Origin of the sequence: Virgibacillus sp. Bac332 (assembly GCF_003667785.1) — a bacterium.
Taxonomy (GTDB): domain Bacteria; phylum Bacillota; class Bacilli; order Bacillales; family Amphibacillaceae; genus Virgibacillus; species Virgibacillus salarius.
In genome coordinates this window covers 330,924-344,131 of sequence record NZ_CP033046.1, presented here as the reverse complement: position 1 = coordinate 344,131, position 13,208 = coordinate 330,924, and the positions used below count along the sequence as shown (strand labels likewise).

The following is a 13,208-nucleotide window of genomic DNA, read 5'->3' as shown; positions in this document are numbered from 1 at the left end:
TGTGATGACAATGAAAAAAGCGATTATCGCCAAAAATATTTCAAAGAAATATAAATTATATAACGGTACAAAAGAACGGCTATTAGATTTAATTACCCCAAAAAGTTATGGTGAAGATTTTTATGCGCTTACTGACGTTAATTTTGAAGCTGAAAAAGGGGATATTGTAGGGTTTGTAGGAATTAATGGTTCTGGTAAATCTACATTATCTAATATTATAGCAGGTATTGTCCCTGAGACAAAAGGAAGTGTAGAAATCAATGGTCAGGCTGCATTAATTGCAGTTGCTGCTGGCTTGAAAAATGATCTTACAGGTAGAGATAATATTGAATTGAAGTTGCTTATGTTAGGGTTTACTAAAGAAGAAATAAGGGGACTAGAACCTGAGATTATTGAATTCGCAGAGTTGGAGAAGTTTATTGATCAACCTGTTAAATCATATTCAAGTGGGATGAAGTCTAGGCTTGGCTTTGCTATTTCTGTTAATATTAACCCAGATATCTTAATTATAGATGAGGCATTATCTGTTGGAGATAAGGCTTTTGCTGAAAAAAGTTTGAATAAGATGAAAGAATTTAAAGAAAAAGGGAAGACAATGATTTTTGTTAGTCATTCCATAGGGCAAATGAAACAGTTCTGTGAGAAAATTCTTTGGTTAGAATACGGAATGGTAAAAGACTTTGGTACAGTTGAAGAAGTAATTCCTAAGTATGAAAAGTTTCTAAAGGAATTTAAAAAAATGTCAAAAAAAGAGCGAAAATCATATCGAGAAGAAGCATTTAAGAGGCAGCAAGAAGCACTTCTGTTAGATAGACAGAATAATTAATAGATAAAAGAGGAAAAATTTCCTCTTTTATTTTTTTAAATAAGTTTGTAAATTTAGTGTAAATTTTTAGAATTTAATTTATAATTTAATTATAAAGTGTTTTTTGTTTATTAATGAGGAGGGGAGCCATGAAGCAATTTAGCTTTATCTTGTTATCAGGTGGAGTTGGTAAGAGGATCAATTAAATACTCCAAAACAATTCTTATTATTAGCAGGTAAGCCAATATTTATCCATGTATTAGAAAAAATCGATAATATTTCGGAAATTAAAGAGATTATTATTCCATGTCCTACTAATTTTATACATAAAACTCAGCAAATAATAAGTGATTATCGATTTACGAAGCCAATATTTTGTGTTGAAGGTGGAGAAAGTAGGCAAGAGTCTGTTTATAAAGGATTAAAGAAAGCTTCATACGAAAATACCATAATTCATGAATCCGTCCGACCATTTGTAACGCCTGATACATTTAAGAAATTAATTCACGCAAATAATGAAAGCGCTATCTTAGGTCTGGATATACCTTTTACGGTGTTAAATGGAAAATCAATTGTGGAAGGTATTTTAAAACGTGAAGAATTAATTAATGTACAACTGCCACATAAATACAATACAAAAAAAATATTATACGCACATGAGTGTGCAAGAGAAGATGAATTACATTTTACAGAGGATGCAGGTTTATATTTCCATTATTTTAATTCAGAAATTTCGATACTAAAAGGCTCTGAATACAACATTAAGATCACAAAACCGATAGATCGAATTATTGCAGAGGCAATTCATAAGGAAACTATTTTATTGGGGGATTATTAATGTCAAAAACATGTATTATAACTGGAGCAAGTAGAGGTATAGGAAGAGCAATTGCAATCGCTTTGAGTTCTCAAAATGATATAAAGAATTTCATTTTATTATCCAGAACAGAAGAAGGTTTGAAAGAAACGGTAAGTCTAATGAGCAGTGGGAAAAATATTGTCTATTATCCAATTGATCTAACTAATTATTATGAGGTTCATAATTTAATTGATAATTTAGGAGAAAAATATAAAACTGTCGATATGTTGATAAATGTTGCAGGATATGCCAATCCTAAATCATTATTAGAAACTTCTGTAGAAGATTGGGAAAAAACATATCAAATAAATGTTCATTCGGTATTTAATATTACTAAGGAAGTCGTTAAGTTTATGAAGAAAACAGGAGGGAAGATATTAAATGTAGCTTCAACTGCAGGCAGTTCTGCACGCCCAGGTTGGCTATCATATGCTTCTTCTAAAGCTGCATTAATAAATATGTCTGATACGTTATCGGCGGAATTATCTGATTATGGCATTCTGGTTTATTGCATATCTCCTGGTAGATGTGCTACTGAACTGAGAAGAGTGTTAGCACCAGATGAGGATCCTAGTACGATAATGCAACCAGAGCATGTTGGAGAAGTTGTCTTTCAATTGTTAGCAGATAATGAAACTTGTCTTGACGGTCAAAATATTGTAGTTAGAAAACAGATTGCAAAGAAAAATGCAAAAGAGACATCGAGAAAACAGATGATATAACTATAAAAAATAGAGGCGAGCTGCATGGAATATAAAGATATATTAATTATTTCTTTATTGCTACTAATCTTGATTTCTATAAATAGCAAAAAAGTTAAGAAGTTAAGACTAATAGGAAAGAGATCCATTATTATTACTATACATTTTATCTCAAGGTTCTTTCCTAAACAGCAAAATTTGGTTGTTTTTGGAGGAGAAAACGGTCAAGGGTTTAGAGGTAACACTAAATATTTATTTTTGGAGATGTCAAAATATCCTAAATTAAAATGTGTCTGGATAACTAGCAACCAAAAAGTTGTAAAAAAACTAGAGAGTTATGGTTATTTAACATATAAAAAACATTCATTAAAAGGAATATTTTATCAACTTCGTGCTAAATTAGTCATTCACTCTCATTCCATAAATGATGATTTTAGTAAATCTTTTTTAGGTGGAGCAATATCCTATAATACCTGGCATGGGGTTGGATTAAAAAAAGTATGGGGAGCAAATAAAAACACGTTTACTTACAAAGTTTTAAACGATAAAAGCTGGTTAAAACGTTTCTTTGGAAAATTTGTAGTGAAAACGAATCAAGCAAGGAAAAATTACATAGTATCGACTAGTGATCACGTATCTTCCTATTATCCGCATACATTTTTAGTGCCAAAGGGAAATATTTTACAACTCGGTCAGGTAAGAAATGATGTTTTTTTTAACGAATCTGAAGAAGATACACAAATTCCAGATTGGATTAAAACTAATAAAATTATCTTGTATATGCCAACTCATCGTAATTTTGGGAAATTAGAGATGGATATTAATATAGTTTTTGACTTTCAAAAGCTTAATAATTTTTGTGAGCAAACGGGATATACTTTTCTTGTAAAACGACATATGTATAGTCATGGACAGCTACCAACAATTTATGACCATATCATTGATATAAGTGAAGAAGATTATGATCCACAATTATTACTTAAGTATACGGATATTCTGCTAACTGATTATTCAAGTTGCTATACTGATTACTTGTTACTAGATCGTCCAGTACTATTTTTCTCTTATGATTTAAACCAATATTTGCAGAAATCTAATCAGATGTATTTTAACTACTTTGATGTAACTCCTGGACCTAAATCACAGACCTTTGAAGAGCTTTTAATAGAATTAGAGAAGGCTGTTTATGAACCAGAACTATATTCTGAAGAGAGGAAAAGGGTTTTAAACATTTTCTATTCGAAAGATAATCAAGTACCTGTATTGCATAAACAGGTAAACTATATTTATTCCAATATACTAAAATTAAAGTAAGGGGTAGGTATCTAATATGAATTTATTAAGACTAGTACCTACTATTATTATAAAGTATTTTATAAGATCGATACATATGTTCTATTGCCTTCTATTTCCACTAAATAAGAATAAAGTTACATTTGCTTCTTATCGATCGAATAAAATTAAGGATAATTTAGCTTTTGTAAATAGAGAAATAAGAGAGAATTATCCATCAATAAAAAGAAAACTTCTTTTCAAGAAATTTGAAAGCACCTTAAAAGGAAAGATTAAATATATCTTCCATATGATAAGAGCCTGTTATCATTTGGCTACTTCAAAATATTTCATTATAGATGACTATTATTATCCTATATATGTGATTAAACCTAGAAAAGGTATTGAGATTATTCAGTTATGGCATAGTGCTGGTGCATTTAAAAAATTTGGTTATAGTACAATTGGTAAATCGTTTGGTCCTAGTAAAGAGTATTTAAAGCACATTCCGATTCACAGTAACTATTCTAAGGTATACGTTAGTTCGACAGAGGTCATTCCCTATTTTGCAGAGGCTTTTAACATGCCAAAAGAAAAAATATATCCTTTTGGAATTCCTCGTACGGATTATTTTTATTCGGATTACGAGCTTAATGGATTAATTAAAAAACTTTATGAAAGTTATCCAGAATTGAAAGGGAAAATATTGCTACTATATGCACCGACTTTTAGGGGGAAAAGTCATTATCAAGAGAAATTTGAGATACCATTTAATATTTCTTTATTACAAGAGTATCTAGGAGATTCTCATGCGCTTTTAATACATTTACACCCGTACATGGTTTATAAGGAATTAGACACAATTCATCAAGATTTTATTTACATGATGAAAAATGAGTTTCCCATCCAAGAATTATTAGTGCTATCAGATATTTTAATAACAGATTATTCCACAGTAGTTTTTGATTATAGTTTATTAAACAAGCCCATGATTTTCTATGCATATGACTTAGAAATCTATACAAAAGAAAGAGATTTTTACTATGAATACCAATCATTAGTGCCGGGGCCAATCGTAGATGAAACGATGTCATTAATAGATATAATAAAACAACGGAAATATAATTATCATCAAATAGAAGTATTCAAAGACCGTTTTTTTAAATATCAAGATGGTAAATCTACAAAACGAATTGTTGGTCATATCTTTCATTCTTAAAAACAAGCAACTGATCCTTTAGAAAGTCAGTTGCTTGTTTTCTTAGATAGAAAATATTTCTGGATTATTTGAAAATACACCGTCTACACCGTAATTTACTAACTCTCGGTAACGCTCCTTGTGATTAACAGTATAAGGGTAGACCTTATAGCCTCTATTATGACAATTTTCTATAAAACTTTTATCCGTATAAACATTATTTGGATGGATACTGGTAATGGTTAATCCGCTTTGTGATGCATAGTCCCAAGGATTAAGAATTCGATAGTAAAATAGCATACCCAAAGGGATGTTTGGAACCATTTCCTGTATCTTCTTTAAGGCAAGGTGATCAAATGATGAGATAAGCACATTATCAAAGCGGTTATGGTGAGAGAGACAACGAATTAATCTTTCTTCAATTCCATTATAAATAACAGGAATGTTTTTAATTTCAATATTTAAAAAAATATCTCTTGGACAATGATTTAATACTTCATCTAGGGTTGGAATCGTAATCCCTGTGTAATTTCCATTAAATGATGAGCCGATATCAATTTGTTTTAGTTCCTCTAACGTTAAATCGATGATTCGTTGATTTGCTGATGAATTGTATTTCGTTAGTTTATGATCATGGCAGACAACAAGATGATGATCCTTGGTGAGCTGGACATCTAATTCAATTGCCCGTGTCCCATGAGCAATTGCTTTCTTAAATGAGGGCACCGTATTCTCGGGCGCCTCTGTCATCGATCCTCTATGTGCAAAATTTAATGTCATTCACCCATCTCCTTTCGCTCAATAATGAAATTATAACATAACATATGGTCTTACTAGTCTATTTGCTATATTTATAAAGGATCGTTTTTATAATCCATCTAATGATCGTCAAGTTATAAATGAAAAATAAAATGAACGCTAAACCACTAAGAATCCATAAACCGAGTGAATCAATAAAAAATGGGGCAAGGATGGAAACAAATAATAGTGGAAATAAGATAGCCATATCTCTGAGGTTCACATGTATCGTAAAATAAGGCTTGCACGTAAAAACCCGAATGATCCAAGTGATAAAAAAAGCAATTAAGGTTGACCAAGCCGCTGCGTACAAACCGATGGAGCTAATGAATAGAATATGTACAAGGATATTTACAAACGCACCGACGATTGACGTCACAAAGATCACCTTGGTCTTTTTTGCTCCATGAAAACCAGCGCTCCAAAACAGCGAAAAAGCACTAAACATGGTTCCTACTAATAATAGGCCCGTATATTGCCATGATTCAAAGAATTTTTCAGAAATAAATATAGAAAAGATTGGCTTTGTAAGTAGTGTAATACAGATAACGGATGTTACTAGTAATCGAAAAAAATGTTGGAATACGTTGCTATAGTAATTATTCTTATCCGTTTCATTGAAGTGGAGAATGGCACTATCTTTCCACGCTAGGTTAAATACAGTGTTTATCATCATAATCATTGCAGGAATTTGATTAGCTATAGCATATAGACCATTAAATTCTAATCCTAAATAACCTACAATAATAAAGCGATCCGAAGCATTCATAATCCACCAACTTATTGCCCCAGGAATAATAGGTATCGCGTAGGTTAAAAATGATTTAATTAACGTATGTGAATAGGAATTGAATGATATATATTGATGAAAGCGCATAACGGTCCATGCTGTAATGATCGCTATCATATGAGCTAGGATATATGCATAGAAGAATGCTTCAATTCGCATTTGGAACCCAAATATTAACCAAATAATTAATAGAATATATATAGTCGTTTGTAATAATCCAATCGAAGCAAATAACGTATTAAATCCTAAGCCTCTCGCGCATTGCTGCATATAGCTGTTAACGATGACCAAATTGATTAGTGTTAACATTAGCAGACCATATGGAATAGGGATTAAAGCTAGGCATATTAAAGCAATGATTGTGAAAACAATTAGATTACGAGCTAATGCAAGGACGCCACTGGTAATAATGATCATTTGCTTCCCTTGTTCCTTTTCTACAATTAACCAACGATAAACAGCTGAAACTAATTCGAAGCTGATAATTGGAGCTAACAAACTGGAAGTAGTTAGAACTAAATCCCATGTACCATATTCATCTGTCGTGAAATAATGTGTATAAACTGGTAGCATGAAAAACACAAGTGCCTTCGAACCAAAAGTAGCAATGCTATATAGTATTGTATCTTTTGCTAGCTTTTCTCCTTTGGCCATTCTCTACAGTCCTTTAGGTTTTTGTTTTTAAATATATATCTAGTTTAAGAAATTGTTTTTCAGACTCGATGATTTGGTTTGTTATATCAACCATATTGCCATGAATACTTTGAAAAACAGTTTCAGCTTTTAAGGTATTCAGTGTATAAAAGGAAGCGTAGTTACCTTGGAAGTTTATATCTTTCATAATATTTGTCATCTTACTGCTATACACAATAGGGAATACGGGTTTTCTAAATATCCACCCTAAAATCATGGAATGGAACCTTGTGGCAACGATAAAAGCTGCAGAGGCAATCCGTTCCAGTGCCTCATCTAGATTATGCTTATAATAAAAAGTATGAATATGGCTTCGAGCACCTACAGATATAGATTGGGTAATTGCTTCTATAGCCTCGTTATCTTTTTCATAACTACAAAAGGACATTAAGGTTACAGTGTATCCTTGTTCAATAAAATAAAGAGCTATTTCGCGTATTTTCTTGTAATAGATTGCGTCATAGTCGCGTAAGGCTTTTCTAATCGATGGCTTAATCACAGAAATTATAACTGACGAAGGATCTGTTTCTGCTCTAATTGTTTCTAATTGAAATGCCATATCAGTAGCAACTCTGACATTGGGCAGGTCTTTAAATAATGTGTATGAGTATTGGTCACGAAAGCATATATCCGTAAACTGTTGAAATAAATGATGATACGCTTTTAAAAAAGCCTGCTCTGAAAAAGGGCCGAAATTGGCACCTAAAAGAAAGAAAGGCTTGCTATTTATATGCATTTCCTGTACATTTTTTAGTTCCTTTTTCCAGCTATCACCTTGAATAAACAAAGATCCACCTACATAAACAATTGCATCGCAGTTACGGCTCAAATAAGTATAAAAAAGCTTTCTCTGGTCTAGCTTTGTTGTCATTAGATTTGTTCCACGAAAAAGTACAGAATCACGTCTAATAATTTTTAGGTTTTTTTGACTTGAGAAGGTTTGACTGTAATTATGGGGTGCTAATAAATGGAAGATAGTATTTGGATACCTTTCACAGAGAATTTTTATGAATAAGTCATCGCCTAAATTATATTGCGAATAGGCATAAAGCATAACGTTCTTCATTTATAACCTTCTCCTTTAACTGTGTATTTCTAAATGGATCAATCTAAAGCGTGGTGATTATTCATGCTTGAACTTCTTCAATAAAGTAGTGAGAATGCGTTGTTGCTCTTGTAAATACGGCTTCATTCGAAAAAAAGCATACAAGCCATAGCTAGCTTTGCACCGCAGTAATGTTCTTACTAATCGTTTTTGATAGGTACCTCTAAAGTGTTGTATGTCTATGTTTTGTTTTGCAGCATTAAGTATGTCATTCATCTTTTCAAATGTTTTACTACGAGGTAAAGGATTATCAGGATGAAAAAGGTTTGTTAATGCATTTATAATACTATTTGCGTATATTTCTCCGAGTTTCTGTTCATTTGTCAGATTTAGAGCATTTCTTTCCCTTAAAAAGCGAGTTACTTCCTCTAGTAAGCGTTGTTGTTCTTCTAGATAGTTATTACGAAATCCTCTTGATAGAGAGTGTTCATTATCTGTAACATATTTATAAAGAGGATCATTATTAATATAGATATGCTTACAATGACGTAAATAACTTAAGTTGAATAATAGATCCTCCCCTATCGAAAGGCTATTTGTAAACGTAATTTGATAACGATTAATTACATCAGCCAAATATAATTTATTGCATGGAGAAGGGATAATAACACGTTTATATAGGTCTCCAAAGTGGGTTAAATAGGTATCTTCTTTAAACATGCCCTCTATGCTAGAAGTATATTTTTTAATTCCCCTTGTAGAAATTGCTTCATATCCACAAATAACAAGCTCACAATTAATGTTAGTATTCATAATGTTTACAAGTTTTTTCGTCATCATAGAGTCGAGATAATCATCAGCATCTACAAATTGAATGTATATTCCGTTTGCCTTTTTGATACCAGCATTTCTTGCTGCTGATACACCGGAATTTTTTTGATGAATAACGTGAATCGCTGGATAAACCTCAGCTAATTTATTGCATAATTCTTTACTGTTATCTGTAGATCCATCGTTTATTAGAATAATTTCAATGGAGTTGTATGTTTGTCCCAGAATGCTCTGCACACATGTGGTAAGGGATTTTTCTGCATTATAAACAGGAATAATAAAGCTTACCAGCTTAGGTACGTTCATAAAGATCGACTCCTAAAAGCATAAGTGGAATTGATAGGTAGGTCATCACCGAGGGTGCAAATAGTACATGACCAGCTAAAAAAGCTATTCCAAGGCTTAGACCTAGTATGGCTAATAAAAAAATATTTTCGATATGTAAGCGGGTGAATGAAGGTAGCAATTGCTTCATTAAACCTATCATTGGTAAAGCTACCAGCATACTTCCAATAATTCCAAAACTAAAAAATAAATCAAAAAAATCCATCTCCACTAATTTTGGTTCTTTTTGGTAATCTCCTGCATAACCCAATCCAAATAATTTTCTTAAAATATCTGCGTGTAAATAATTGGTTTTTACATCAGCGAAGAATACATCTCTTGAGCTAAGAATCTTTTTTATAATGGCATACTTTGAGGAATATTCTTTTCCTTCATCTGTTTCCATTTCTGGGTGAATTAGTTGTTGTTCGTTACCAGTAATTGTATTGGAACCCATTGGAGAGTAAGGAATGAGGCAAACGAACAATAATAGAATAAGAAATAGGGTAGTCGTGTGTTTATCCTTCCAGATCTGTAATTTAGCCCTCCACAAGCTATAGATAATATGAATGGCAATTAGGATTAAACCACCTAGATAAGCCGTTTTTGTACCTATCATTGGTAACATACTCAAGATGAGAATATATGCAATCCAATTCAAAAGTCGTTTATGTTGCAATAGGTTGATGATCATAATTGTAAAAAGAACAAGGGTAATAACACTTAATTCATTTGCTGAGAAAAACCAGCCAGAATGTCCAGATGAATAGTAGCGATAACTATCCATACTAGTATTGGTTATAATAGCTATCCAATATGTAATTCCCACAATGTAACTAACAATGGTTGTTGCATGATACAATGTATTTTTAGATAACCAATTGTATTGATTAATATAGATAATTGTAAAAAGAATGATTATGAAATAACTTGCCTTTAAATAGAAATTCAATTCGGCGAACCAAATAAAATTATCCTTTAGCATAGCATTCAACAAAAAACTAGTTACTAACCCTAAATAAGAAGCGATTAAAAGCATGAACAATTGCTTATGCTGACGGTAAAAAATAATGAACATTGAAATAAATAATGATGTCATTAGCAATGTCCTAATAAATGCACCGACTGATATTGGAAAGGTCGATGTTAAGGATGTTAACAGATCGATGACTGGCTGTAGGATAATAAAAATAAATAGTAATGTATTGATTTTTTTGGTATCCAATCTCATAGCATTGCTCCTGATCAGAAGTTTCTTTCCGTACAATTATTGACACGTTTTTTGTTTATATTCACGTGTGATAATAAATTTCTACGCTTTTGGATATATTAAAACTAGTAAGGCTATTCAATAGTTATCAAATATGAAAAACGGTAGCTTCTTCTCTGTTATCTATTTGCTTGTCCCTTTCTCTACCTTTTATAAGTTAATTCTTAAAAAAGAAGTAGTTTCTACGTAAGATCTCAGCCCAAACGAATAAAATCCGGGTCTGATCGTATCAAATGGTAACTAGCTCTTTTTATTAAAGGTAAAAAAGTTATAGTTAGGGATCTGCTTTCAATTTTGCAACTGTTGAAACGACTAGTGGTATATGTGAAGGTGAATAACAATGAGAATATTGCATTTAAATGCGGGGAATGAGACTGGTGGAGGAATGCATCATATACTAGGGTTAATGAACGAATTAAATAAAGAGGAGTTTATCCTTGGAGTTATGGAAGATGGAGAATTATTAAAGCGTGCAAACAATGCCGGTATAAGAACCATTTATTTCCCTTGTCATTCTAGATTTAGTATTCCATTGATGCAAAGGATAAAATCATATGTACAGCAGGAGGATATTGGGTGTATACATACACATGGACCGAGGGCAAATGTATATGCAAACATCCTGAAAAAGATAATACCATTTCAATGGGTAGTAACCATTCATAGTAATCCATTTTTAGACTTCATGGAAAAAGGGATGTATGGTAAAGTACTCTGCAAGTTAAATCTTCATGCAGTGAGGAATGCTGATAAAATAATTGCTATTTCACAGCCTTTTAAAGACTGCTTGATGGATGCCAATATAGATTCAGAAAAAATTGTAACTACATTGAATGGAATTGATTTTAAAAAACGTGTCGAATCTTGTTACTGTAAACAAGATTTTGGTATACCTGAGGGCGATATTGTTTTCTTAATGGTGGCTAGGCTTGAGGAAGTAAAAGGTCATCGTATTGCTTTAGAAGCGTTTTGTGAGCTACTAAAGTCGTCTCAGAATTGTCATCTAATGTTAGCTGGGGATGGCAGTCTTCAACACGAATTAGAAAGAATGGTGGCTAATCTCGATTTAGAAAAGCATGTTCATTTTTTAGGTTATCGAAATGATATCGAGTATTTTTACCAATTAGCAGACGTAACGCTACTCACCTCACTAAGTGAAAGCTTTCCACTTGTTTTATTAGAGTCCGCAAAGGTCAAAACTCCAGTTATATCTACAGATGTTGGTGGTGTCGGAGAATTAGTTGTCGATAAATCTTTGGGCTGGAGAATTAAGCCTGGAAATACAAGGGAATTACTTGCTGCAATGAAAGATGCATTATTTTTTTATAATCAGGGTATGTTACCATTAATGGGAAGCAAGTTATATCATCATGCATCAACCAAATTTACATTGGAGATTCTTGCAGAAAACATTTATAATGTATATCAAAGCATGCAAGACATTAAATAATGATATGACGCAAACAGTATTTTATAAAATGAGGTGGGCTAGATGCTGGAAATAGCTTTGTTAGCCTGTTTGACCCTGTTATTTTCATCTATTATTACTCCAATTACAATAAAGCTTTCAAAGAAATTTAATACCACTGATAAGCCGAATGCTCGCAAAGTACATAAAGAGCCAATCCCAACTTTAGGTGGTTTAGCAATTTTTATCAGCTTTTTACTAGGATTAACTATCTTACAGCCTGAAAGTAGTTATCATGTTGTAATTATAATAGGAGCATTTCTTATTATTTTATTGGGGTTTTTTGACGATATTACAGATTTATCTCCAAAATTTAAATTTATTGTTCAAGTTGGAATAGCTTGTTTTGTCGTTCTTGGTGGTGGTTTACATATTGAGTTCGTAAACCTTCCATTTGGAGGACAAATCGAGTTTGGATTTATGAGCTCTTTAATAACAGTTTTTTGGATTGTTGGCGTTACCAACGCGATTAATCTGATTGATGGTCTTGATGGGTTGGCAGCTGGTGTATCCGCAATTGCATTATTTACAATTGCAGGAATGGCAATATTGATGGGGGATATATATGTAGCAACGATGGCGCTTGTACTTTTTTTTAGCACGGTTGGATTTCTTCGTTATAACTTCTATCCAGCTAAGATATTTATGGGGGATACTGGTGCATTATTTCTAGGCTATATGATATCGGTATTAGCGCTATTAGGATTTAAAAATGTAACGATTGTCTCCTTCGTTATACCCATTTTTATTCTGGCTGTTCCAATTTCAGACACTTTAATTGCAATAATACGCAGATATGTAAATAAAAAACCGTTATCTAGCCCCGATAGTTCACACCTACATCATCGATTATTACACATGGGGTTCTCTCATAAACATACGGTATTATTTATCTATAGCTTAAGTACAATGTTTAGTGTTGCAGCAATTTTATTTTCTATGACTACAGTGTGGGGGTCCATTTCTATATTTGTTGTAGCAATGCTAACTCTGCAAGTATTAATTGAAAATCTTGAATTAATAAGTAGTAACTATAAACCACTGACAAACTTCTTTAAAGCCTTAAGACATAAGCCATAAAAAACTTCTGGTTTTCATACCAGAAGTTTTTTATAGTCTAGAAAATTACACTATCGTTGCATTAAACAAAAACA

The 13,208-nt window shown here is 32.2% G+C and carries 12 protein-coding genes; 7 read left to right on the top strand and 5 right to left on the bottom strand.

What is annotated here, in order from left to right; genetic code table 11:
- Nucleotides 1–10 precede the first annotated feature (10 nt).
- From tagH to D9782_RS01580, 5 genes are all read left to right on the top strand, one after another.
- A complete protein-coding gene (tagH, locus tag D9782_RS01600) occupies nt 11–826 on the top strand; it encodes a teichoic acids export ABC transporter ATP-binding subunit TagH (protein ID WP_121605790.1) in 816 nt (271 codons plus the stop codon).
- Nucleotides 827–1,049: 223 nt separating this feature from the next.
- The gene (locus D9782_RS01595; RefSeq protein ID WP_121603899.1) at nt 1,050–1,643 is read left to right on the top strand and encodes an IspD/TarI family cytidylyltransferase; all 594 of its coding nucleotides are present in this window, start codon (nt 1,050–1,052) and stop codon (nt 1,641–1,643) included.
- Nucleotides 1,643–2,386 carry an SDR family oxidoreductase gene (locus tag D9782_RS01590; RefSeq protein ID WP_121603898.1) on the top strand — a complete coding sequence of 248 codons (744 nt, stop codon included), beginning with the start codon at nt 1,643–1,645 and terminating at the stop codon, nt 2,384–2,386. The genes D9782_RS01595 and D9782_RS01590 overlap by 1 nt, the downstream gene beginning before the upstream one ends.
- A 24-nt stretch (nt 2,387–2,410) precedes the next feature.
- On the top strand, nt 2,411–3,679 hold the full coding sequence (locus D9782_RS01585) for a CDP-glycerol glycerophosphotransferase family protein (RefSeq protein ID WP_121603897.1): 1,269 nt from the start codon (nt 2,411–2,413) through the stop codon (nt 3,677–3,679).
- A 16-nt stretch (nt 3,680–3,695) separates the two neighbouring features.
- Nucleotides 3,696–4,856 (top strand): CDP-glycerol glycerophosphotransferase family protein, encoded by a 1,161-nt coding sequence (locus D9782_RS01580; protein WP_121603896.1) that lies wholly within the window; start codon nt 3,696–3,698, stop codon nt 4,854–4,856.
- Between the two features lie 42 nt (nt 4,857–4,898).
- On the opposite strand, the gene D9782_RS01575 is transcribed toward D9782_RS01580, so the two are convergent.
- From D9782_RS01575 to D9782_RS01555, 5 genes are read right to left on the bottom strand one after another with little or no spacing between them, the layout of a single operon-like run.
- Nucleotides 4,899–5,615 (bottom strand): glycerophosphodiester phosphodiesterase, encoded by a 717-nt coding sequence (locus D9782_RS01575; protein ID WP_121603895.1) that lies wholly within the window; start codon nt 5,613–5,615, stop codon nt 4,899–4,901.
- Nucleotides 5,616–5,673: 58 nt separating this feature from the next.
- Nucleotides 5,674–7,077: a lipopolysaccharide biosynthesis protein gene (locus D9782_RS01570; protein WP_121603894.1), complete on the bottom strand. Its 1,404-nt coding sequence runs from the start codon at nt 7,075–7,077 to the stop codon at nt 5,674–5,676.
- 13 nt (nt 7,078–7,090) lie between these two features.
- The gene (locus D9782_RS01565; RefSeq protein ID WP_121603893.1) at nt 7,091–8,182 is read right to left on the bottom strand and encodes a polysaccharide pyruvyl transferase family protein; all 1,092 of its coding nucleotides are present in this window, start codon (nt 8,180–8,182) and stop codon (nt 7,091–7,093) included.
- A gap of 57 nt (nt 8,183–8,239) precedes the next feature.
- A complete protein-coding gene (locus D9782_RS01560; protein ID WP_121603892.1) occupies nt 8,240–9,298 on the bottom strand; it encodes a glycosyltransferase in 1,059 nt (352 codons plus the stop codon).
- On the bottom strand, nt 9,285–10,547 hold the full coding sequence (locus D9782_RS01555) for an O-antigen ligase family protein (protein WP_121603891.1): 1,263 nt from the start codon (nt 10,545–10,547) through the stop codon (nt 9,285–9,287). The genes D9782_RS01560 and D9782_RS01555 overlap by 14 nt, the downstream gene beginning before the upstream one ends.
- Nucleotides 10,548–10,926: 379 nt before the next feature.
- Between D9782_RS01555 and D9782_RS01550 the strand changes: the two genes are divergently transcribed.
- Complete coding sequence (locus tag D9782_RS01550) at nt 10,927–12,036, top strand: glycosyltransferase family 4 protein (RefSeq protein ID WP_121603890.1); 1,110 nt, start codon at nt 10,927–10,929, stop codon at nt 12,034–12,036.
- A 42-nt stretch (nt 12,037–12,078) separates the two neighbouring features.
- On the top strand, nt 12,079–13,134 hold the full coding sequence (locus tag D9782_RS01545) for an MraY family glycosyltransferase (protein WP_121603889.1): 1,056 nt from the start codon (nt 12,079–12,081) through the stop codon (nt 13,132–13,134).
- Nucleotides 13,135–13,208: the final 74 nt, after the last annotated feature.

What these genes read in the sequence shown, in the direction of transcription:
- tagH (WP_121605790.1), top strand. Translation starts at nt 11, where the DNA reads ATGAAAAAAGCGATTATCGCCAAAAATATTTCAAAGAAATATAAATTA.
- D9782_RS01590 (WP_121603898.1), top strand. Translation starts at nt 1,643, where the DNA reads ATGTCAAAAACATGTATTATAACTGGAGCAAGTAGAGGTATAGGAAGA.
- D9782_RS01585 (WP_121603897.1), top strand. Translation starts at nt 2,411, where the DNA reads ATGGAATATAAAGATATATTAATTATTTCTTTATTGCTACTAATCTTG.
- D9782_RS01580 (WP_121603896.1), top strand. Translation starts at nt 3,696, where the DNA reads ATGAATTTATTAAGACTAGTACCTACTATTATTATAAAGTATTTTATA.
- D9782_RS01575 (WP_121603895.1), bottom strand. Translation starts at nt 5,615, where the DNA reads ATGACATTAAATTTTGCACATAGAGGATCGATGACAGAGGCGCCCGAG.
- D9782_RS01570 (WP_121603894.1), bottom strand. Translation starts at nt 7,077, where the DNA reads ATGGCCAAAGGAGAAAAGCTAGCAAAAGATACAATACTATATAGCATT.
- D9782_RS01565 (WP_121603893.1), bottom strand. Translation starts at nt 8,182, where the DNA reads ATGAAGAACGTTATGCTTTATGCCTATTCGCAATATAATTTAGGCGAT.
- D9782_RS01560 (WP_121603892.1), bottom strand. Translation starts at nt 9,298, where the DNA reads ATGAACGTACCTAAGCTGGTAAGCTTTATTATTCCTGTTTATAATGCA.
- D9782_RS01555 (WP_121603891.1), bottom strand. Translation starts at nt 10,547, where the DNA reads ATGAGATTGGATACCAAAAAAATCAATACATTACTATTTATTTTTATT.
- D9782_RS01550 (WP_121603890.1), top strand. Translation starts at nt 10,927, where the DNA reads ATGAGAATATTGCATTTAAATGCGGGGAATGAGACTGGTGGAGGAATG.
- D9782_RS01545 (WP_121603889.1), top strand. Translation starts at nt 12,079, where the DNA reads ATGCTGGAAATAGCTTTGTTAGCCTGTTTGACCCTGTTATTTTCATCT.